The following is a 22,771-nucleotide window of genomic DNA, read 5'->3' as shown; positions in this document are numbered from 1 at the left end:
TGCTTCATCAGGGAGCGCTCCCCTTTGAGTCAGCCCCTTTCTATCTACTCTGAATGACCAAGCAGCGCAGCCGCTCCCTCATGCAAGGGCTCTAGCCTTAACGCGCGTTCCGCATAATGGAGCGCCTCCGCCTCCCGTTCCGTTTCATAGCAGCAAATCGCCATGCCATACAACGTTTCGGCCGTTCCCTCGTGACTGGCAAGCGACTTCTCATAGAAGTCTCCCGCAGCCTCGTACAGCTCCAGTCGGTACAGCTGCATCGCGCAAATAAGCGCCAAATCCTGCCGCTCATCCAGCGGATAATACCTTTGCCACATCGCAACCATGCCTTGCCTTAAATCCTCTGCCTCTTCTTCCCCGCAGTCTTCCAGCAAGCTCTCGATGCGGCCCGCGCTCTGCAGAAACAGCTGTGGATCAAAGCGTCCAAGGCGCCAGAAAGCCAATAGCTGCGAGAGCTCCAGCGTATTTAAATGCTCATCGAACCAAAGCTTTAAGCTAAAAAAATCATCAGGGCCGAAACGGTCGACATAACGGCGATAGGCAAGGCGCGTCTGGATGAACCCTGCTGGCTGATTCACCATCAAGATGCAGCCTACGTTCAAGTTTTTGTAATGATGCTCCGTGAAATGGGTAAGCGCGCCCTTCTGCTCGAACGTATGCTGGATCGCATGGTAATTCGCCGTCAAGGAAAAGCTCCCATGGTGAATCAGCTTTGGCGGCTCAGCGAATGCCCAGTTTTCGATCCGGTGGTCGCCTTTGTCTGCCGTTAGCAGGACAAAGCCCGCTCGGGATAATAGCCCAAGCCTCTCTAAGCACTCAAGTCCCGCAACAGGGAAAAGAATGTGGGAATCTTCAAGCTTCTCCCTGTACAACGCGATTGCCTCGCGATAAGGATAGTTGTCCTGTTCATACTCGGCAGCTCTGCAATAATGGTATTCCGGCACCATTCTCCCCAGCATGCCAGCAGAGACAGATTGATCCTCCCCCTCTTCCATACTGAGGGAAACGCGGCACTCATAGATTAGCCCCTCATCGACATAGATCAGCTCCTGCGGGATACTGTCAAAAAAATAGTTGGCAATGAGGAGCAGCGGCTGCTCCAATTGTCCCGCGTGGATCTTTTCTCCCGATTCCGCCAAATGCAGATCGGCACTCTTGGTCGCATCAAATTGCGCGAAATCCAGAAGGCGCCGCTCTACGAACGGCATCAGGCTGCGATGCTGCCGCCAGAAAGCTATATTTTTAGCTGGTAAATCAGTCATCACATAACGAAACGGCGGGAGCGCCAATTCCGCGAATGCAATAAGCGCCGAAAGCTCCTTCAGCACATGGAACGCCAGCTGCCCTGAGCCTGCCCCGAGCTCAACGATCGTGACCGTCTCCGACGCATGCCCTTGGGCCGCCCTGTCCTGCAGGAAGCCGAATATCATCTCGGCATAAGCGGTCGCCATGACCGGATTGCTCGTAATATATTGCGGCACTTCCTCGCGCTGCCATGCCTCGACCCCTTGCTCTTCGAAATAGGCACGCTGCAGCTCCCAAATCGGTGCTTCGCTAAACCGGTAAACTTGCTGATCGCGATTAGTCATTCCGCTTAACCTACTTTGCTTTATTTTTGCATGCATGCTCGGCAGCTACCAAGCGTAAACGGCTGAAGCCGTCCTCTGGCGGCTAAGCTTACGCTTCGCGTAGAAATATAGAGAAAGTTGGCGAAATGATATACTTTCCTATATTTAAAAAAAGCCTGTCTAATCCCGAGCGATTAGACAGGTTTTTGGATAAGACGGCTTAGAATACCTTCGTCGTCCACGATTCGCAGTTCCACGTATCGGTTACGACATCGCGGTAAAATTCCGGTTCGTGAGAAATAAGAATAATGCTGCCTTTGTACGCCTTGAGCGCACGCTTCAGCTCGTCCTTTGCGTCCACGTCCAAGTGATTCGTTGGCTCATCGAGCACGAGTAGGTTCGTCTCGCTGTTAATCAGCTTGCACAAACGCACCTTCGCCTTCTCGCCGCCGCTTAACACGGCGATCTTGCTTTCAATATGCTTCGTCGTTAGACCGCACTTCGCCAGAGCAGCGCGTACTTCGAATTGCGAATAAGAAGGGAACTCCTTCCACACGTCTTCGATACAAGTGTTGTAATTAGTCTCCTTCATCTCCTGTTGGAAATAACCGACCTGCTGATGCTCCCCGCGCTGAACCGTACCCGATATGGCTTGAATTTCTCCCAAAATGCTGCGCAGCAGCGTAGTCTTACCGATGCCGTTCGCGCCAACGAGCGCGATCTTCTGCCCGCGCTCCATGCGCAGATCGAGCGGACGGGACAGCGGGCTGTCATAACCGATAACAAGGTCTTTCGTTTCAAAAATAAGCTTGCCCGATGTTCTTCCGTCCTTGAAGTTGAACTGCGGCTTCGGCTTCTCCTTCGCAATTTCGATGACTTCCATCTTGTCGAGCTTCTTCTGGCGGGACATGGCCATGTTCCGTGTCGCTACGCTCGCTTTGTTGCGGGCAACGAAATCCTTCAAGTCGGCAATTTCCTGCTGCTGCCGCTTAAACGCCGATTCCAGCTGCTGCTTTTTCATTTCATGCACTTGCTGGAAGTACTCATAGTCTCCCACATAGCGGTTCAACTCTTGATTCTCCATATGATAAATCAAGTTAATTACGCTGTTAAGGAACGGTATGTCATGCGAGATCAGAATGAACGCATTCTCGTACTCCTGCAGGTAACGCTTCAGCCATTCGATATGCTGCTCGTCCAAATAGTTGGTAGGCTCATCCAGGAGCAGGATGTCAGGCTTCTCCAGCAGCAGCTTTGCCAGTAAAACCTTTGTCCGCTGACCGCCACTCAGATCATTGACGTCTTTGTCCAGCCCAATATCGGTCAGCCCAAGGCCGCGTGCCGTTTCTTCGATTTTCGCGTCGATCAGATAGAAGTCTTGGCTCGTCAGCGTATCCTGAATGGTACCTACGTCCTCAAGCAGCTTCTCAAGCTCCTCCGGCGTGACATCGCCCATTCTGCCGTACATATCATTCATCTCCTGCTCCAGATCGAACAGGTATTGAAAAGCTCCCTTCAGCACGTCGCGAATCGTCGAGCCTTTGCTCAGAACCGCATGCTGGTCCAAATAGCCGACGCGCATCCGTTTAGACCATTCCACCTTGCCGTCATCGGGCTGCAGCTTGCCCGTAATGATGTTCATAAAGGTTGATTTACCTTCGCCGTTCGCTCCGATTAGCCCAATATGCTCGCCCTTCAGCAGGCGGAAGGATACATCGTTGAAGATCGCGCGATCCCCAAAGCCGTGACTTAATCGTTCTACATTTAATATGCTCATGAATGACACCTTTTCTTTTTTAATATTATCGTATTATTATAAACGTTATGAGGCGTGCAACTCAACGTAGGATTCCATTCTATATCGTATTTTTAAAATTTACGGGGCGAGCGCTTCATGTCATCGCCGCTGCCGTCAAAACCGCGCCGGCATTCGGCGCCGTAGTATTAGCGGAAGACATCGAAGAATCGAATAATTATGGAGGCATAACCGATGAAATTCCAATCCGTTATTGAGCTTGGCGGCAAGACCGCAACCGGCTTCGCCGTGCCTGAGGAAATCGTGGCAGCGCTCGGTACAAGCAAGAAGCCCGCTGTAACCATCACGATCAATGCTTACAGCTACCGTACCACCGTAGCCACAATGGGTGGCAGGTTCATGGTTCCTTTGAGCGCGGAGAATCGAATAGGAGCCGGTGTCGCTGCCGGTGAAGAGGTTACCGTTGCTATCGAGCTGGACGACGCACCGCGTGAAGTTGCTGTGCCAAGCGACCTCGCTGCCGCCCTTGAGGCGGAAGCAGCGGCTAACGCTTTTTTCACAGGCCTGTCCTATAGCAACAAACGCCGGCTCGTGCTGGCTATTGAAGATGCGAAGACGGCAGAAACCCGGCTTCGGCGCATCGACAAAACGGTAGCGATGCTCAAAGAAGGCCGCGCGCAATAGGCTGAAAAGCAAACGAGAGCTCCAATGATGGGCTCTCGTCTTGTTCGTTTCATCTATATTAACCGTAGAGCTTAGGGTTAGGACCGTATTTATTCGTGTTTGAATCGCCTTCCATAAAGGAAAATACCAACAGCACGATGGCACCGATAAGAGGAACTATTCCGATGAATATCCAGAGTCCGCTTCTTCCAATGTCATGCAGCCTGCGGACCACTACCGCTAATGACGGCAGCAGCACCGCCAGCGAGTATAGGCCCGATATTATGCCAGACATGCCTACAATCGATTCGACAATGACAAGCGCGATAGAAATAAGAGCATTGACGAGAAAAAACATCCAATACTCCATGCGCCGTGCCCTGCCGGTAAACCCCACATAATTTTTCAATACTTCCGTGTACCAATTCATTTCTAGTCCACCCCAATAAATTATTAGTAAAACTTACTTATTTCATAAATTTTACCTGAATAGTATATCGGCGGAGTTTGCATTAAATTTAATATATATGGAAATTTAATTATATAAACATAATTAATTGCTAAACCTCATCATCATTTGATAAGTTATTCCTGCTAAAAACTTTGAAAGGAGCATAACTTATGCCTATTATCCGACTTGATCATCTGGTGCTAACCGTCTCCAGCATTGAAGACTCCTGCACCTTTTATCAAAAAGTTCTCGGCATGGAAATCATCGCGTTCGGACAAGGGAGAAAAGCAGCTGCATTCGGCCAGCAAAAAATCAACTTCCAAGAGGTTGGCAACGAGATTGATCCGAAAGCGAGCCGCCCGACAGCTGGATCGGGCGATATCTGCTTCATTACAGACGATACACCTCCTGCCGTTCTCCAGCATCTCAACAACCTCGGCGTACCTGTCGTATTAGGTCCCGTTGAGCGCTCCGGAGCACTCGGTCCGATGACTTCTATCTACATCCGCGATCCCGATGCCAACCTCATCGAAATTTCAAGTTATACCCCTACGATCATAAGAGGCGGAACACAGTCTTAAACGGATGGCATACCGATGTTTCGCCACTTTAAAAGGGACGATACCCATCTGCGGCAAGCAGAAGAGATCGTCCCGTTTAATGTTTATTTATCCTATCACGCCAATAAAGTCATTTGTTTTTGTCCTTTAGCACTTGCGAGCCAATCGCGCCAACGATCAAAATGATGAACGAAATGACGCTGTAATCCTTAAAAAAAGTAATAAACGGAATGTCCATTACTCGCAGGATAACCGTAACCAATCGTCCGACCAGCAGCAGCATGCCGATGACGACCATCCCATTAAAAATCTTCTCCAGCACGCGCATCCCGCTCTCCCCTTATCCTCATATCGCGTTACAGCTCAAACTCAGCAGCCTATGAAGCAACCCGATTGCGTCGTCATTCTACCGCCAAGCTAATATTTAATCGCTTTCCAGCAGGAATCCACCGTTTGTTGAATCTGAAGCTCATTCAGTGGATATTTCTGGATAAAGAATCCTCTTGCCACAGAACAAATGATGCCATATACAACTTGAATACCAAGCTCTACATCCATATCTTGAAGAATGCCTTGTTTTTTGCCTTCCGCCAAGATGGCCAACAGCTCTTGAATGCCTCCATAGTCGTTGAGGCTTCTTATTTCAGGCGAAATACCGGAGGAAAAAGAGTAGCTGTCAATAAATACAAACTCTCGAGGAAACGCTTTTGCATAGAGAAGATAATTTTGCACTAGGCACTTAAACCGTTCATAGATGCCCGAGCCCGCTTCCTCATACCCCTTTAGCAGCTTTTCGCTCATGCTCAGTCTTAATCGTTTGTACAATTCGTTAATAAGCTCTTCTTTATTCGTAAAATAATGATAGAAGGTCCCTGCCCCAACGGAGCCCCGTTTAAATATTTTGGCAAAGGTGACGGACTGAATCCCCTCTTCAACAATCAAATCCAACGCAGCATCCAAAATATCCTCGTATTTGCCCACGCAACGCACCCCTGCCTTAATCCGAAATCATGTTCCAAAAAAGAATAGTGTATCTATATCGAGAAGTCAATGTATTGGAACTATTATTCCACAAAATACTGGTTTAATAGACATGATTATTTGTTTAACGATTAAAAAAACGATATTTTAACTATTACTTGACGTTTTCCTATTCCGGGCTTATACTCGAGTGGAATAAATATTCCAAAATAGAAAGAGGAGATTTCCTTGCAAAACCTAATCGCACTCATTACAGGCGCTTCTTCAGGAATCGGCGAAGCGACAGCTCTTCGCCTTCATAAACGCGGACTCATCGTCTATGCTGCCGCTAGGCGTATGGATAAAATGAAGCATTTGCAGGAGCTAGGCATCCGAGTGGTTGAGATGGACGTAACGAGCGACGAATCCATGGTAAAAGTCACTGATCAAATCATGCAAGAGCAAGGACGGATCGATGTATTGATTAATAATGCGGGGTACGGGTCTTACGGCGCGCTTGAGGACGTCCCGTTATCTGAAGGCAAGTATCAATTCGAGGTTAACGTTTTTGGATTAGCGAGGCTAACGCAATTGGTACTGCCTCATATGCGCGCTCAGAAATTCGGAAAAATCGTCAATATCTCCTCGATCGGCGGCCGAACCTATGAGCCTCTCGGCAGCTGGTACCATGCTACGAAGTACGCGGTAGAAGGGTTAAGCGACTGCCTTCGCACGGAATTAAACGGTACAGGCGTTGATGTCATTATTATCGAACCAGGAGGCGTTACTTCGGAATGGGGCGGGATAGCGAGCAAGAAGCTGCTGGAAGTATCCGGACACACCGCTTACAAAGAACTGGCTCAGATGAACGCCAAGCTTATGGAATCATCCGGAGACAAAACCTCTCCTCCGGACGTGATCGCTCAAACCATCGAGAAGTCGATTGATGCACACAGGCCGAAAACCAGATACGTCGCTGGATCCTTTGCGAGATTATTCCTGTTTTTTCGATTCGTGCTAACCGATCGCGGCTATGACGGCTTCCTTAAGCTGATTACAACTAGAATGGCGAAATCATAATGCTTAAGAAGGCACAGACATTTTTAAATGCTAGCTAGCTTTCCTTCTTCTTCCTTCATGCGTATGTGTAATTCCAAGTATTCCTTGACAGGAATATTCATATTTGAGTATATTGTAAATATAAAAAACGGCTAGCAGCATAAGAAAGAGGTGGCCTAAATGGAAATTACAACATTTAGCGCACTGGCCGAACCGAACCGCTTACGCATTGTAGAGCTGTTGCTTAACGGTCCGTTGACGGTTGGAGATATCGCCGACCGATTACAGCTTCGCCAGCCGCAAGCCTCGAAGCATCTGCGGGTCCTGCTCGAAGCCGGGCTCGTTGAGGTACACGCCGACGCCAATCGCCGGAATTACCAGCTTAGCGCTGTTCCGTTCCAAGCCCTCGACTCTTGGCTCGGAGGCTACCGGCGAATGTGGGAAGAACGCTTTGATTCGCTTGACAAGTATTTGGAGAAGCTGCAAAGCTCGCAACAGAAGGATACCAAGCCTGACCAAAACTAAGGAGGAGTAACAATGTCGAACACAATGGTTTCCCGAGTAGAAGGTCCTGTCCTCGTTCTAGAGCGCGTATTCAATGCTCCGCGCGAGCTTGTTTTCCAAGCATTCTCGCAGGCCGAGCATCTGAAGCAATGGTGGGGACCGCGCGGCTGGGAGGTTCCGTTCTGCTCAGTGGACTTCCGCCCAGGCGGCGTCTGGCATTATTGCATGAAATGCGTGGACGAGAATCAAGGCGACTTTTTCGGTTTTGAATCATGGGGCAAGGCCGTCTATGAGGAAATCATACCTAATGAAAAAATCATCTATGTCGACTTTTTCTCTGATGCAGAGGGCAATGTAACCGAAGGCATGCCTTCCCCTCATATTACGATGGCCTTTGAAGCATTGGAAGGCAATAGGACGAAGCTTGTCAGCCGGTCGACTTACCCATCCGAAGAATCGCTTCAAACCGTTATGAATATGGGCATGGAGCAAGGCATTACGGAAACATGGGACCGCCTTGGAGAGCACCTGCAAGCCATTCAATAAACAGGGCATAGTTCATAAATAGGGCAGTGCGGAGGATCTAACGCGATCTCCGCACTGCCCTATTGTCATATTGCAGCTTTCTTATTCCTATTATCTATTGTTCCCTGGCTCAATCAGGCCATATTTCGTCTTGATACGGTCCAGCTTCTCAAGCATAGGACGGGCCAGCACGAATAGAAATAACACCGTTGCAGAGGCGTGTACGATGTCAAACCAAAATCCGGATACATAGGAAGCAGCCAGCGCCTTCCACGAAAACTCTGATGAGAACATCGTGACGGAGCCCGCGTTAATAATGCCGCCATATACCAAAAAGGTGGACAGCCCCCCGAAAACGCAAAGCGAAAGCTTCGTTTTTTTCAGCAGTCCCTTTTGGAACAAAATGCCTGCAAGGAAGCCGATAATGCCAAAGCAAAACATTTGCCAAGGCGTCCATGGGCCTTGGCCGAAGAAGAAGTTGGAAACGAACCCCGCGGTCGCCCCCACCAGAAAGCCCGCTTCCGCGCCGAAGCTCACGCCTGCAATAATGACGATTGCCACAACCGGCTTAAACTGCGGCAGCATAAAAAACGCGGACCTTCCGGCTACGGCAATCGCAGCCAATACGGCAATGACGATCAACTCACGCGCCTGCGGCTTTCTTTTCTCGAACACGAGCGCAAAAGGGAGCATCGTATACAAGACGATCAGGAGGCTGATGAAGTAATATTTCCGGTCATCCAGCACCACGATGCCGAATAAAATCGTGGCCGGAATGACCACTAGAATAAGCACGGTAGCCAGCCACGTGCGGCGGCTGAGCCGTGAGCCTGCTAACGGCTTTTCTGGCATCGCTCTATCACCCCCTCTATCGTTACGCCATCGCTCCATATATGCCTAGCCATTCGGTTCGCGGCCGTCGTGTAGAAGCTATTTCCCGCAAAAAACCGGATTGCCGTGTTCGTCGTAATGATGCTGCCGTCAAAAAACATCGAGCATATCTCGCCGTACTTGGCACAGAACTCGACGTCATGCGAGACCATGACGATCGTTACCCCGCTTGCGTTCAGCTTCTGAAGAAACCGTGCGAGCTTTTCCTTGAAGAAGCCGTCCAAGCCTTTCGTCGGCTCATCCAGCAGCAAAACCCGCGGCTCCAAGAGCAAAACCTTCGCTAGGGCTGCCCGCTGCTGCTCGCCTCCGCTCAAATCATAAGGATGCATGTCCAGCAGATGGTCCAGCTCCGCAAAGGCAACCATTTCATCGATCTTGCTTGCCTTCTCTTCCTTGGTCAACGCAGTCTGGGACAGCATTTCGTACAGATCGAGGCGGACTGTTTTTTTGACGAACAGCGTTTGGGGGTTTTGCGGCAGGATGCCTACATTGTTCGTGAACAGCTCTTTTACATTCATTTTCAACGGATTTTTGCCACCGATTAGAATCTTGCCCCGATAGGGCTGCAGAATGCCGCTCATTAACGATAGCGTTGTCGTCTTGCCGGTTCCGTTGCCGCCTACAAGGCAATAAAACTGCCCCGCTTCGACGGTAAAGGTCAGATCCTTTATCACGTCAGGGCCATTCCTGTCATGCTTGAACCATACGTCCTTGAACTGAATAACAGGCGCTGCTGCCTGCTTCGGACTTGCTTCGACAATGTCGAGTGCAACCGCCGTTTTGCCGCTCATATACGCATTTAGCCACTGCCGCCCTTCCTTTACCGTAACCGGGCTAGGCAAGCTGCCGCTTACTCCCGCATGGATTTGCATAGGCGTAGGCATAGACAGGAACATCGGATGCTTCATCCGGTTTAGCGCGGCACCTACCTGCTCGGGCAAGCCTTCTGCGATGATTGCTCCCTCGTCCATAACGATCAGCCGGTCGGTAATCGGAATGATCTCTTCCAGCCGATGCTCGGTCATAATAACCGTGGTGCCAAGCTCGCGGTTGATCTTCTTTACCGTTTCCAGAAAATCCGATGCGGCAATCGGGTCGAGCTGGGAGGTGGGCTCATCCAGGATGAGCACGGACGGATGCATAGCCATGATGGACGCCAGATTGAGCAGCTGCTTTTGCCCGCCGGACAGCTCCGACACGTTTTTGCGAAACCAGGTATGGATACCGAAGAAGCTTGCCATCTCGGCAACCCGGAGCCTGATAGTGGCGCTATCGCAGCCAAGACTCTCCAAGCCGAACGCCAGCTCATGCCATACCTTGTCGGTGACGATTTGATTGTCCGGGTTTTGGAGCACGAAGCCGATCTCGGACGCCTGCGTACGCTGATCAACCTCCTCGATCGGCTGCCCGCAGAAATATATCTTTCCGCTTCGTTTGCCATGCGGGGTAAGGATTGATTTCAGCTGTCTCAGCAAGGTGCTTTTGCCGCAGCCCGATTTTCCGCAAATCGTAATGAACTCCCCGCTCGTTATGGTCAGGCTTATATGCGAGAGTGCCTCTTTCTCCTTCTCGGGGAAGGCGAAGACTACATCCTCGACTCGATACGTTTCCATTTGATTTCCTCCAGCACATTGATAATGACGGGCAGCAGGCCTAGTCCCAAATAAGCCATATAAATGGTAAAGCTAAGCAGCGACTTATCCGGTACTTTAATTGAAGGAAAAAATCGCATCGTATTCTCGCCTAGAACAGCGCCCGTTAATATGACCGCAATCAGCCCCAGCATAAGAAGAAACACGAGTTTGTCCCGGTTATCGAATCGAAACAAGGAGAAGCTCGTGCGGCCCGGCAGCCCATAGCCTCTCGATTTCATGGAATCCGCCGTTTCGATTGCATTCTCCAGTGCCCAGGTGGTCATGATCGACAGAATCGTCATCCCGTTGCGTGCCCTCGCGAGTATGCTGCCTTGCGACACATCCCTGCCAATGCATTTCTGAGCATTCGAAATCACCTTCAACTGCGCGATATAACGCGGTACGAACCGCAGCACCATAGAGAAAATAAGCGAGAGAGCCGGCATGATTTTGCCAAATAGGTATATGAACTTATCCGAGGTCATCACCGCGTTATAACAAGAAAACCAAATAATGACCGTTACGAACATGCAGGCAGCCGATACGCCGTAGGCAATGGATTCAAGCGTAATCGGATTGCCGTTCTCCAAATAAAACAGGATCGTTACGCCGGCATGGTTAAACAGCGGGTTCAAGACCGCAGTCACAAGCAGCAGCGGCAGCATGTATAGCACATTGAAGGTAACCGCTTTTTTCCCATTCAGCATGATCGAATAAAGCAGCGCGCTTGCAAGCGAAGCCGCCTGTAGAATGGGATGCATGAACACCATGCCGAACAGGAGGACGGCGGCAAAATAAACAAAGTTTACGATCGGATGAAAGCTGGAGAACCGGTCCTTCATTATGGCTTAGCCCCCGCCGTATTATCTCCGCCAACGTCCCTGCCGAGGTCACAGGTATATACCCAATCAATGACGTCGCCATCCTTCAGCATATAGCGGCTGCTGCCATAGTTCGGAAACCAGCCGTTCACTTTGTACATCCATCCGCTCAGCTCGCCGCAATCAAATTCATAGATATTATGAATGCCTTCTATATAATTGCTGTTATACACGGGCGTCATCTCAAACTCCATGTGGATTTTGTTCTTTTTCATTTCACGGAGCAACACGTCAAATACGGATTCCCCTTCGTAGAAGGTTACCTTTTGCGTTTTATAGATAATACCGTCCTTAGGCAGCAACTCAAGCTTATCTTCATCGAAAAGATCCATATTGCTCAGAATCGTATCCGCTTTGACAGACAGCGTAACGGTTAACTTCTCGCTTTTGTCGATTGTGGCATCCTGCCACTCCACAGGCTGCGGTTTTCCCTCCGGAACAGGATCCGTCTGGTATTTATCCTTGCCCGTGTCCGGCTTTGCCTGCGCTGGCTTGCTTGTTGCCTTCACAGGCGCCTTCGTAGGCGCTACTGCCGGTGCCTTCGTTGGCACTTCCGTCGTTGCCTTCGTTGGCGCCTCCGTCGCAGCAGCTTCGCCTCCACCAACCGTCGGAGTTTGCTCCGGCTTCGTTTCGGTTTGTTCCTGCGTCGGCATATCGTCTGCCGGGGAAGCGGCTGGCTTTGCGGATTCCTCTGGCTTAGCCGTGCCGGAAGGCAATGACGTACTCGACGGTGGCACACTGCTCTGCTCCGCCTGATCTGGCTGAGCAGTCTGCGTTGCTGCCGCTTCCTGTGTCACGCTCGGAGCTGGCAGCACATCCATCTTTGGGTAATTGCCGCCCCAAAAGAAAGCAACCGCTAGCACGCCGACAACGACGAGCGCCGCCAGCCATTTGTTCCTGTTCATTATTCATGCGCCTCCTTAGCTAACGAGGCAAGGGTCAACTGGCTACCCTTGCCTCGCTCCCATTCCTGGTTAAGCCACATCTCTCATATCGTATAGACGCGTTTGTTTAGCAACAAAGCGATTATAGGCTACAAGCGCATACAGCGCCTGATCCGAAGCCATCAGATCCACCTCACCCGGCTTCGCTCCGCCGTTATCCGTGCCGCCCTGCTTAACGTGATAGAAGCCGCCGCCTGCTTCCCCGTAGCTAAGCAACGCTTCAACCGCAGAATGGCCGTTTTTCACAAAACGCGCATCCTGTTGCGGATCGATGCCCAGTCCAGCCAAAGCGACGATAACCTGGGCGATACTTTCCGAATTGGCTGACCCGCCGCTTGAAAATCCGCCGTCTGCCATCTGAGCCTTCGACAGCCATGCAACCCCGCGGTCTACGGCAGCTTTTACCTTATTATTGGTTGCATAATACGGGGTCAGCCCTTGAATGGCCATTGCCGTTATATCCGGGTCAGCAGCGGTTGGATTCGCCCCTAATGCCCAGCCCCCATCCGCAATCTCTCTGCCCAAAATGAAATCAATAAGCAGCTCTCTCGTTGTCTGCTTCTTGACACCTGCGACTGCCGGAATGTCGTAGGCTTTGCTATCCAGCGCGATTAGCGCAAATATCGGACCGTTAATGCCCTGTTTAATAACGGTATCGTAATCGGCAAGCGGCTCAAGCAAATTATAGCCTGCTGCTTGATCAACGCTTTTACCGATAGCCGTCAACGCCAGAATGACTCTGTCGTACTCCGTGTACTTCACGTTGTGCAGCTTGCCTGACTGTTCCTTCAGCGTCTGCTCCACGTTAGCATAATACTTCGCATAATAGCTATCCGGTACGCTTACCTCCGAACGAGCGAGGCCAAGCACCGTCCAATCGCCGCCTACGCTCGCAATGATCGGATCGCTCACCGCATTTTGCATAAAAGCAGCCGTTTGGGCAATCTGTTTCCGCACTGCCTCCTGTGCGCTTTGATCGATATTCGTATCTCCCGGCGTGGTAATCACTTCAAAATCATAAGCTCTCATGGCCGCGACAGCCGCCATCTCTCTCGTCACCGTTGCCTTCGGAAGGAAACCGTTACGATCGCCTACCATCAGCCCCGAGGCGATAGCCGTTTCAATATCGGCTTTGGCCCAAGCCGAAGCCTTATCCAAATCCTTAATCGCTTCTGTCGGCCTTGCACTCGCAATCTTCAAAGCCCGAACCAGCGTTGCCGCCATCTGCTCGCGTGTGATGCTGTCATTCGGACTGAATGCTTGATTGAAGCCGGTCATGTAGCCGGCATTGCTCGCTGCCGTCACGTACGGATAGAACCAGTCTGTCTTCGCTACATCCGTAAAGGCGCTAGCCTTGCCATTGGCCGTATCCAAGTTCATCACGGCTGCGAGCATCTTGGCGAACTCTGCGCGTGTTACCGCTGCTTTAGGATTGAATTTCCCATTGCTGCCTTGCACAAAACCGTTTTTCGTCGCTTCTCCGATCGCGTCGAGTGCCCATTTCGAGATGATGTCCGCGTCTTTGTACAGGACATCCTGCGCCAAGCCGCTGCTAGGCGTATACGTTACAAAACTCGCCGTTTGATTCGTTTTAATATAAAGGTCGTTTCCTTTCACGAACGCATAAGCTTTCTTGACGCTTCCGCTCGTTGCTTGCATGCCTTTTTCTTCTGTAGCATAGATCGAAATCGGTACGTATTTATGGTTCTCAACCACGCCTGCCAACTGATTTTTCCCGTCTTTGACGATGACCGTAAACGGTTTATCGAATCGCAGCGCATTCGCTTCGCTGCCGATCGTAAACGATTGATTCCATTTGCCGAACTTATCTTTGCTGCCTACCGCTTGGTTAATGAGTTCCGCCGCATTAGCTTGCTTCGTATCCAAAGCGGTGAACAGCTCTACGTTCGGCTCCCCCGAATTCAGCTTCGTACCTTTGTCGATAATGAAAGAAGCGGTTCCTTTCACGACCGTAACCATTGGAATGCTTTCTTTAACGTCGCTAATATTCAGGATAACCTTCTTCTGAACATCACCGATATTTATCGTAATGTTGTCGGTATCCAGCTGTGATTTGGTCAAGCTTACGACGTAATTCTCCGCAAGCCCTTTAGGCACATTAATAATTGGGCTTCGGTCATATCCGCCCGCATCTAAATCTATGCCTAAATTCGTCGTATAACGCCATTGAATCCGATCGCCTGGCTTCAGTGTATATTTGCTTGCCCCGTAATCCGGATAAATACCGTTGACATTGTACATCCAACCGCTGTCTTGGCCATGGTCAAATTCTCCGTCTCCGGCTATGGATTTCACATATACGCTTCCGTACGTTTCATTCCAGTCAAAGTCGACGCTAATTTGAGCCGCATCGAGTGTTCGTTTTAATAACGTCCATACCGTGTCACCCGCTATCAACTCTACGCTTGCCGATGGCAGCACGTAACCCTTGTTAATCGCAAGCTTATCCACCGACTGGGTGACATATTGCGTAGGCTGCGAAGGCGTTTCGTTACCGCCGCCCGGCACCTCTAACACGCTGGTAGCATAGGAAACAAAGTCCGTAAAATGCTTCGTTTTTACAATCAGGTCATTTCCGTCGTCAAACGCATATTCGTTCTCTCCCGCTTCAGCGCCGAGAGCATCGCTTTCGTATTTTTGAATCGCATGAACGGACCCGCCTTGGATATAGGCAGCATCTTTGCCGCTATGGCCTGCAAAGGTCAGCGTTACATATTCGTTAAATTCAACCATGGATCTGCCGCCCATTGTGAAGGCTTCAGCAATCTCGCTAAGTTTCCTGCCCTCGGCAACGAGTTCGGCTAATTTATTTTTCAAAGTCGTATTCGCAGTGTCTAACGTCGTAATCAGCTCTAAAATATTGCTGTCGCTGCCAATGATTTTGGCACCCTTCGGAATAACTGCCGTGACGCTGCCCTTCTTGGCCTCGATTTGAGGCAAGCTGCTGTTCAAAGGCAAATGGATGCTTACGCTGCCATTTTTTTGTTCTGGGATTTCAATCGTTATTTCCTTGCTTTCATTTCCCGTCGGCACGGGAACCATATAGTGGACTCCACCATCCGGAACAGCAATGCTCGGTTTCTCTCCGGCCGGCAAAGGAATTTCCATTTCCTGAGAATGCTGCAATTGAACATCCGTCATATCATAGAGACGATTCTCGCCTTTCAAATACCGATCATAGGAAACGAGCGCGTAAGTGCCTTGGTCAGTAGCCATGCCGTCTAATTTGCCAGTTGCCACATGCTTAAAGCCTCCGCCTTCTACAGAGAAGGCTAGCAGCGCATCGATCAGTGATTTATTATTTTTAATAAATCTTGGGTCGGCATGCGGGTCAATCCCAAGGCCTGTAAGTGCAACGATAACCTGCGCGATGCTCTCACTGCTTGTCGAACCGAAATTCGTATAGCTGCCTTGTGCGTTTTGGGTGGCGGAGAGCCACTGCACCGCCCTATCCGCAGCCGCTTTTACAAGCGAATCCGTCTCGTAGTAAGGAGCAAGGCTTTGCAAAGTCATCGCGGTAAGGTCGACGTCTGCTCTTGTTGTGCCGAAGCCCCAGCCTCCAGCATCAATTGCGCCTTTCTTAACCTCTTGATTCAGAATATATTGAATAAGCTTTTCCCTCGTAGTCTGCACCGCAGCGCCTTCCGCCAATGGAGCCTCGTACTGATGGGTATCCAAGGCAATGAGGGTAAATACAGGACCGTTAATCCCTTGTTTGATGACATAATCAAAATCAGCGAGCGCTTGTGAAATATCGTAGCCCGCCACGCTATGTATGTCTCTTCCAATAGAGGCTAGCCCCATTATTAGTCGAGCGTGCTCCGTACTTTTGCTATTATCGAGCTTGCCGCCGTATTTCAGCATGAGTGCTCTTACTTGCTCCGTCACGTTATAGTAGTAAGAATCATAGTATTTATCCGGTACGGGGTAATTGGCTCGTGCCAAAGAGATGACAGTCCACTCGCCGGAACCCGTTCCAAACTTCGGACTCTTGACCGTTTTCACTAAATAAGCGAGACTTTTCTCAAGTTGCTCCGCGGCTGCTGCGCTCTGCACGAATGCGTAATGAACCGCATAGCTTTCCTCTGCACGGTTACCGGCCGTATCGACTGCCGTTAACGTAATGACATTGTCGCCTGGCTGCAGGATGACGGTATACGTCTCTTCCTTGGCTGTGACCAGGTCCCCGTTGAGTTTAACTGCCAGTTGTACAGCCGGATCTGCCGTGTCTACAGCTGATGCCGTAAAGCTAAGCTTGCGATATATCACTTGCCGCGACTCGGCTAAGCCAATAGAGCTAATAACCGGCTTTTCTATGTCCGCAGCAATGTTCAGGCTCGCTAGAGCAGCGTCACCGTTCTCTTGGCTGCTCTCCAGATGTTCCTGCTCTTGGTAAGCATCCTCATGCGCATCCTCCGCTGCATATGAAACCTGGCCATTGGCTGATAGCATAGTCATAAACACACTTACAATTAACAACCATGCGATCCATCGATTTTTATTCATCATGTAAACCCCTTCCTATTCATCCAAACGATTTATGGAATTAAATCAAAACGCAAAAAAACCTCTCACCGTTAATGGTTAAGAGGTTTAATAGATTATACAGCTAACTATTGCATGCACTAATAAACACCTCCCTATCCATCGTAGAGTTAACGGTGTAATGAAAACAGGCAGGTATTCTGGCTCGGGATCAACATCCTTGCAGCCTTGCCGGTTTCCCAGCGGCAGCCTTGCAAAGACTCCTCCATTACAGTGGCGGGACCGCGCAGGAATTAAACCTGCTTCCCTTTTAACCAATCCATGGATTTCTTGCTTCATTCCATCATTGGCACCTGTTTCTTCTATGAAATTTTCTTGCTCATCATACCGAATATTTGCCCGTTTGTCATGTTAAACTTTGTGGACGCGCCTGCGATTGCACAAAAAATGAGGGTGCCCACTGGCACCCTCATTTGAATGAAACGATATGCAGATACATGTTCGAATTTTACACTTAAGCCGCTTCCGAAGCCCGGTTCTGCTTCTCTTTGCCGCCTGATACGAACCAACCGATTACAGCAATCAGCAGGAGCACCACGTAGAACGTTACTTTCCACGCTGTCGATTCCGCAAAATCATGCGGGATCACGTGCAGCGATGGATGTGCCAGCGTATGTACCGCCAGCTTAACGCCGACCCAGCCGACAATGAAGAACGCAGCGACTTCAAGTGCAGGTCTGCTCTCCAGCAGCTTCACGAACATATTCGCCGCAAAACGCATGATGACGAGACCGATAAACCCGCCAAGGAAAATAACGATAAAGTGACCGCCATCCATGCCTCCGATTTTCGGCAATGTTGTTGCCGGCAATGCGACGGCTAGTGCTACAGCTGCCAGAATAGAGTCGATTGCAAAAGCGATATCCGCGATTTCAACCTTCAAGACCGTTACCCAGAAACCGCTTTTCTTAGGTTCCTTGCCCGAGCTCTTGGCTACGGAATCGTCGGCTTTTTTTATGATAAGCTTACGGAATATGTGGTTGAGCGATATGAACAGAAGATAGAGCGCTCCGATCGCTTGCACCTGCCAGACATCCACCAGAAACGAAATCGCGAACAATGAACCAAAGCGGAAAACAAACGCGCCTGCCAATCCATAGAACAAAGCTTTCTTACGTTCCACTGGCGGCAAATGCTTAACCATAATCGCCAGCACCAGCGCGTTATCGGCTGCGAGCAAACCTTCCAGCGCAACCAATACGAGCAACACCCAGCCGTACTCCATTAACAAACTTAAATCCATCTGACATCCTCCTAGAATAAAATGATGGGCTTGCCATCTGACTCCCAAACGCCAAGAGACCTTTGCCTCGTTAGGCAAAGGTCTCGCTAACAATGCCTCTATCGGCAATGCCCATAAAGCCGGAGAATTTCCATTCTCGTATTGACGACTTTTATGTGACAGCTACTCCCCATTTGCGTATGGGTCAACTATTCGATTGCGATAAAGCATCTTGCTAAAGCGTCTAATAAAAGGTGATACGGGGTGCGGACAACATTGGTTTCATGATTTATTGGTTTATTTCAAACATTCTTCTCTTCGATAAACAAATTGTTGCTCATGATCCAGATCCTTATATCGAAATGAAGACGATCCGCATATGTCTAGCATGTCCAAAAAAGACGTTAGTTAATAGCTTGAAGTAAAATTTCAGCCATGTTGTTCTCAAGTTTTCTCTACATATTCAGCAAGTTGATCAAAGGTTGATCAAGCTCTCTCTAGGTATGCAGCAAGTTGATCGAAGGTTCATCAAGCTTTCTCTAGGTACGCAGCAAGTTGATCGAAGGTTGATCAAGCTCTCTCTAGGTATGTAGCAAGTTGATCGAAGGTTGATCAAGCTCTCTCTAGGTATGTAGCAAGTTGATCGAAGGTTGATCAAGCTCTCTCTAGGTATGTAGCAAGTTGATCGAAGGTTGCTCCGAATCCCTGCTTCATGGAATCGTACATGCCTAGATAGAAGTTCAATTCCTCCTCTGGAACGTCGATAGGGCCGCCGCGAAGCGTGATCTCAGTTGTACCGTCTATTTCAGTAAAGGTCAGTGTATTGTGTATTTCCAGCGGAAACGATTCTGCGAATGGGGCTCGTACGATATTGCCCTCTGAATCGGAGAAACAATTACCGTATACGATCTTCTCTGGTGCTTCAATTTCGTAATAGACGAATTTGCCCCACATTTCGTGACCGTCAGGTGATTTCATATTGTAGTGAAATGATCCGCCTGGGCGGAAATCCATCTCAGCAACTTCTATGTTGAAGCCTCTCGGTCCCCACCAGTTTCTCAAATGCTCCGCCTCCGACCACACCTTAAATACCAGATCGCGCGGAGCATTGAATGTTCGTGTAATGACTAACTGATTGTTTTCCATTTTTATTGACATGAATTATATCTCCTTTTTTTCATCCATTTTGAAATCCGCCTTACATCCATGTATATCGGGTTCAGATAGAACACCTACCTTCGAGTCATAGGAGACTCGGATTATGGATGCTGCAGACTTATTAGAATCTTGTTTCATTAGAATATACTTTACAATGAATATTCCTGTCAAGGAATATAGTTGCGATTAATAAATGTACCTATCAGTACTATTGGTTTCAGAGTATCTTCGACCAACTGTCGTTCAATCAAAGCTACATTTTCAACAGGATCTAGCTGAATTGGATTCTACGGCTACCTCTATCCTTATCCTAAGAATGTTTATTATTCATGCTAGGGGGCATGTTGCGATCGGATGTTCCTTGCGGAAGTTAACAAAGTTAATAAAACAAAAGAGCCCTTCTCTTAGGCCGTATTCGGAAATTTCCAGTTCCATCTGTTACGTTATATAAGATCAAAAAAGCATCTTCGGCTTCAGCTGGTCAAGACTGAAGTGCACCCTCTAGAATAGACATTGGAGAAGCCCCCGGGTTAAAACAATGTAAATGCTATGGAGTGCACATCACAGCATTTTTTAGCTGAGTTGATGGATTTATATGCGTCTTATTGGATTGAGGATTGGAGATAGAGGATGGGGATGGGGATGGGGATTGGCTGATTCCAGGCTGCTTTTTCAGGACACCCCCTTCCGTTTGCCAGCTATATCGCTATAAAAGAACCCATGACCTGCATAACTGATTAGAGTTTTGTAGAGTTTTATCGTTTGGTTTGCACAATCGTATAAGCTACGCTGCACAAAGTGCAATAGATCCCTGTTGGGTGGTAGCTTTTGAAAGACTACGTTGTATAAAGTACAACGTAAAACCGAAATTCCCTCGAAATAGACGAGAGTTGGCCCATTCTATTGCAGAAACTGCAACGGAAGGTTAGTGCAATCGTGCTAAATAGTCATTCCGTTGTAAAAAGTGCAACGTAGATCAGCTGCTTTAAATGTTTCGGATCTACCTAAGTTCAAAATTGAGATGTATATATGTCTTCATCCTATATTGCATAAGACTAAGCCGCTTCATTTTGCCAATAATCAATTGTAATCGTAATAACATTCAAAAATATCGACTCAGCCTTTCGCAAGCTTACCTTTACTCATGACACGCTTTTCAATTACAGTCTTTACATCGACACGACTCGTTTCAATCCCTCGAATGATAGCGAATAACCCCGACACTGTACGTATCCTTTTTTACTCATGAAAAATGCTCCCCTCGCAGTATCAGGTTTTAACATCACACCTGTCTGCCATATGGGGAGCATATCGTTGTTCGGGCAGCCTCTTCATTATCCAATCTGTTTCACTGATTGACTGTTCGTTTACATCAGATTAGTTTTTCAATAATTCCTGCACGATCAATCAACCTCTGCTCTTGTGACATACGACAATCTCCACACAAGCAAAGCAACCTCTGCTTTTGTAGTATACGACGATTTCTGCACAATCAAACAACCTCTGCTTTTGAGATATACAACGATCTCTGCACAAGCAAAGCAAACTCTGCTCTTGAGATACACGACGATTTCTGCACAATCAAACAACCTCTGCTCTTGAGATATACGATGTTAGCTCAAGCTAATTGCCATTTCTGCCAGTTACAATTCCTGTCTCCAAGCGATCTCCTATTCTTCTCCCTGCCCGCTACGATATATGATTTACGTCGTCCGAAAGCTTCAGTAACTGTGCGGCCTGTTGTATTTGAAGAACAATCTGAAGACCCTTCATGCTTGAAGACTAATCCGAAGCCCCGTTATTTTCTTTGCATGGGCAACGGGAAACTCGGAAGATAAGAACTCCCCCTGCATCTGCAGCTTCACTTCTCAACATGCAGCAGCTTGTCGGGATTCCTCACCACATATAAATTTCTCATCAAATCTCCTTCGACATGGAGCATTGCTACCGTGTGAACGCGCCCATTGGAACGGAGAATAAGCCCAGGCTGCCCGTTTATTTGACCAATCTCAATAACTACGTTTCCGTCAATTAATGCAGCCTGACGAATTGGACCAAGCAGGAACCTAGCGACAAGCTCCCGTGTTTCAATCGGCTCAACGGCGGCAGTCACTTTGCCTCCTCCATCAGAAACAAGCACGACATCCTGACCAAGCATGGACATGATTTCATTCAAATTCCCCTGTTTCAGCGCAGCGACAAAGCCATTAGCCCATTCGTGATTGGCTGCTTCCTGATGAATAAGCTCATCAGAGCTAATTCCCATCTTCGCTCTTGCACGGCTTAGCAGCTTGCGGCAATTCGCTTCGCTTTTTTCCACTAGCTGTGCGATCTCATCGTAATCAAAGCCAAGTGCCTCTCGAAGGACAAAAATTATCCGTTCCGATGGAGATAGCTTTTCAAGCATAACAAGCATTGCATAAGACAAAAGATCGTCACGGACGACCGATTCCATCGCATCCTCGTTCGAGCTCAGAAACGGCTCCGGCAGCCATTCGCCAAAGTATTGCTCACGCTTCTTGCGTGCTGACTTGTGCAAATCCAGACAGCGATTCGTAACCATTTTGCACAAATAGGCCTTCGGTTCTGCAAGTTTCTCAGACGGCACGTCAATAACCTTCAAAAAAACGTCCTGCACCACATCCTCCGCATCCGAAACAGATCCGGTCAGTTGGTAAGCTAGCTTAAATAGAAGATTTTTGTACTGCATATACAACTCTTGCATTTGTCCACGTCCATTCTTATCTTTTGCTCTATTCGTTCAGCTAATTGGTTTCTCTTTAATTAAAACAAGATAAGCTGCTCGTTTGTGACAAAAACGGGAGATTTGAAATCGCTCTTTTGATATTGCTCTTTTGATATTGCTCTTTTGATATTGCTCTTTTGATATTGCCCTTTCCTGTTACTGCTATTTCGTATTTACTCGTTTTTACGGATAGCATTTTCTAAATAGGCTTAATTATTCATTAGTAGTGGATACGAATGCCGAAAAGTGTTGCAAAGTTCCTCTTACCGCAACTCGGGTAATTAGCACTATCATTGGTTCAACCGACAGCATACTGGAAAGAAAATAAAGGCACCCGCTCATTACCATCGAAATAACCGGTTGGTTATTCTTAATGGCAATGAGCGGCTGCCTTTTTGGTAACCTGCATCATACTCCTCCTACAACAGCTCTTCTTCCGCAATGGATATCCAGCTTCTCGAGTATGCGCCTGCATGAGGGGCCCTGCGCAGCAAGTTCGTCTCTTACTCCTCTTCCAACAGCCCTTTTTCCGCAATGGATATCCAGCTTCTCGAATACGCGCCTGCAAGAGGGGCCCTGCGCGGCAAGTTCGTCTCTTACTCCTCTTCCAACAGCCCTTCTTTCGCAATAGATATCCCGCTTCACGAGTTTGCGTCTGCAATAGAAGTTCCTACGTGGCGAGC

At 48.7% G+C, this 22,771-nt stretch carries 18 protein-coding genes and 1 riboswitch; of the genes, 5 read left to right on the top strand and 13 right to left on the bottom strand.

Annotated features, from left to right (window positions below; all coding sequences use genetic code 11):
• Window positions 1-44 precede the first annotated feature (44 nt).
• Window positions 45-1,589 carry an SAM-dependent methyltransferase gene (locus AC0YN3_RS20940; RefSeq protein WP_475776905.1) on the bottom strand — a complete coding sequence of 515 codons (1,545 nt, stop codon included), beginning with the start codon at window positions 1,587-1,589 and terminating at the stop codon, window positions 45-47.
• Window positions 1,590-1,788: 199 nt separating this feature from the next.
• Window positions 1,789-3,345 carry an ABC-F family ATP-binding cassette domain-containing protein gene (locus AC0YN3_RS20935; RefSeq protein ID WP_475776904.1) on the bottom strand — a complete coding sequence of 519 codons (1,557 nt, stop codon included), beginning with the start codon at window positions 3,343-3,345 and terminating at the stop codon, window positions 1,789-1,791.
• Window positions 3,346-3,558: 213 nt separating this feature from the next.
• Between AC0YN3_RS20935 and AC0YN3_RS20930 the strand changes: the two genes are divergently transcribed.
• Complete coding sequence (locus AC0YN3_RS20930; RefSeq protein WP_475776903.1) at window positions 3,559-4,008, top strand: YdeI/OmpD-associated family protein; 450 nt, start codon at window positions 3,559-3,561, stop codon at window positions 4,006-4,008.
• Window positions 4,009-4,066: 58 nt separating this feature from the next.
• Here the strand turns inward: AC0YN3_RS20930 and AC0YN3_RS20925 are convergent, their stop codons facing one another.
• Window positions 4,067-4,417: a DUF805 domain-containing protein gene (locus AC0YN3_RS20925; protein ID WP_475776902.1), complete on the bottom strand. Its 351-nt coding sequence runs from the start codon at window positions 4,415-4,417 to the stop codon at window positions 4,067-4,069.
• 191 nt (window positions 4,418-4,608) lie between these two features.
• Here AC0YN3_RS20925 and AC0YN3_RS20920 point away from each other — a divergent pair, with 191 nt between their 5' ends.
• A complete protein-coding gene (locus AC0YN3_RS20920) occupies window positions 4,609-5,019 on the top strand; it encodes a VOC family protein (RefSeq protein ID WP_475776901.1) in 411 nt (136 codons plus the stop codon).
• 109 nt (window positions 5,020-5,128) lie between these two features.
• Here AC0YN3_RS20920 and AC0YN3_RS20915 read toward each other — a convergent pair whose 3' ends face one another.
• Window positions 5,129-5,326 carry a hypothetical protein gene (locus tag AC0YN3_RS20915; protein ID WP_475776900.1) on the bottom strand — a complete coding sequence of 66 codons (198 nt, stop codon included), beginning with the start codon at window positions 5,324-5,326 and terminating at the stop codon, window positions 5,129-5,131.
• 89 nt (window positions 5,327-5,415) lie between these two features.
• Complete coding sequence (locus tag AC0YN3_RS20910) at window positions 5,416-5,979, bottom strand: TetR/AcrR family transcriptional regulator (protein WP_475776899.1); 564 nt, start codon at window positions 5,977-5,979, stop codon at window positions 5,416-5,418.
• A gap of 228 nt (window positions 5,980-6,207) precedes the next feature.
• Here AC0YN3_RS20910 and AC0YN3_RS20905 point away from each other — a divergent pair, with 228 nt between their 5' ends.
• From AC0YN3_RS20905 to AC0YN3_RS20895, 3 genes are all read left to right on the top strand, one after another.
• Entirely contained in the window at window positions 6,208-7,038 is an 831-nt protein-coding gene (locus AC0YN3_RS20905) for an oxidoreductase (protein WP_475776898.1), read from the top strand.
• Between the two features lie 159 nt (window positions 7,039-7,197).
• The gene (locus tag AC0YN3_RS20900) at window positions 7,198-7,542 is read left to right on the top strand and encodes an ArsR/SmtB family transcription factor (protein ID WP_183565162.1); all 345 of its coding nucleotides are present in this window, start codon (window positions 7,198-7,200) and stop codon (window positions 7,540-7,542) included.
• Window positions 7,543-7,554: 12 nt separating this feature from the next.
• Window positions 7,555-8,067 (top strand): SRPBCC domain-containing protein, encoded by a 513-nt coding sequence (locus tag AC0YN3_RS20895; protein ID WP_475776897.1) that lies wholly within the window; start codon window positions 7,555-7,557, stop codon window positions 8,065-8,067.
• A 90-nt stretch (window positions 8,068-8,157) separates the two neighbouring features.
• On the opposite strand, the gene AC0YN3_RS20890 is transcribed toward AC0YN3_RS20895, so the two are convergent.
• The 8 genes from AC0YN3_RS20890 to sigJ form a co-directional block, all read right to left on the bottom strand.
• A complete protein-coding gene (locus tag AC0YN3_RS20890) occupies window positions 8,158-8,898 on the bottom strand; it encodes an ECF transporter S component (RefSeq protein ID WP_475776896.1) in 741 nt (246 codons plus the stop codon).
• Window positions 8,880-10,550, bottom strand: coding sequence for an ABC transporter ATP-binding protein (locus AC0YN3_RS20885; RefSeq protein WP_475776895.1), 1,671 nt, complete (start codon window positions 10,548-10,550; stop codon window positions 8,880-8,882). The genes AC0YN3_RS20890 and AC0YN3_RS20885 overlap by 19 nt, the downstream gene beginning before the upstream one ends.
• Window positions 10,523-11,413, bottom strand: coding sequence for an energy-coupling factor transporter transmembrane component T (locus AC0YN3_RS20880; protein WP_475776894.1), 891 nt, complete (start codon window positions 11,411-11,413; stop codon window positions 10,523-10,525). The genes AC0YN3_RS20885 and AC0YN3_RS20880 overlap by 28 nt, the downstream gene beginning before the upstream one ends.
• Window positions 11,413-12,357: a DUF4430 domain-containing protein gene (locus AC0YN3_RS20875; protein ID WP_475776893.1), complete on the bottom strand. Its 945-nt coding sequence runs from the start codon at window positions 12,355-12,357 to the stop codon at window positions 11,413-11,415. The genes AC0YN3_RS20880 and AC0YN3_RS20875 overlap by 1 nt, the downstream gene beginning before the upstream one ends.
• 69 nt (window positions 12,358-12,426) lie before the next feature.
• Window positions 12,427-16,926, bottom strand: coding sequence for an S-layer homology domain-containing protein (locus AC0YN3_RS20870; RefSeq protein ID WP_475776892.1), 4,500 nt, complete (start codon window positions 16,924-16,926; stop codon window positions 12,427-12,429).
• A gap of 149 nt (window positions 16,927-17,075) precedes the next feature.
• Window positions 17,076-17,274, bottom strand: a riboswitch (cobalamin riboswitch).
• Window positions 17,275-17,416: 142 nt separating this feature from the next.
• Window positions 17,417-18,205: a TerC family protein gene (locus AC0YN3_RS20865; RefSeq protein WP_475776891.1), complete on the bottom strand. Its 789-nt coding sequence runs from the start codon at window positions 18,203-18,205 to the stop codon at window positions 17,417-17,419.
• 633 nt (window positions 18,206-18,838) lie between these two features.
• Window positions 18,839-19,342, bottom strand: coding sequence for an SRPBCC family protein (locus tag AC0YN3_RS20860; RefSeq protein ID WP_475776890.1), 504 nt, complete (start codon window positions 19,340-19,342; stop codon window positions 18,839-18,841).
• A gap of 1,861 nt (window positions 19,343-21,203) precedes the next feature.
• A complete protein-coding gene (gene sigJ, locus AC0YN3_RS20855; protein ID WP_475776889.1) occupies window positions 21,204-22,067 on the bottom strand; it encodes an RNA polymerase sigma factor SigJ in 864 nt (287 codons plus the stop codon).
• Window positions 22,068-22,771 lie beyond the last annotated feature (704 nt).

Source organism: Paenibacillus sp. J22R232 (assembly GCF_056269165.1).
The sequence above is the reverse complement of the archived record's forward strand: the minus strand, read 5'-3'. Positions and strand labels throughout refer to the sequence as shown.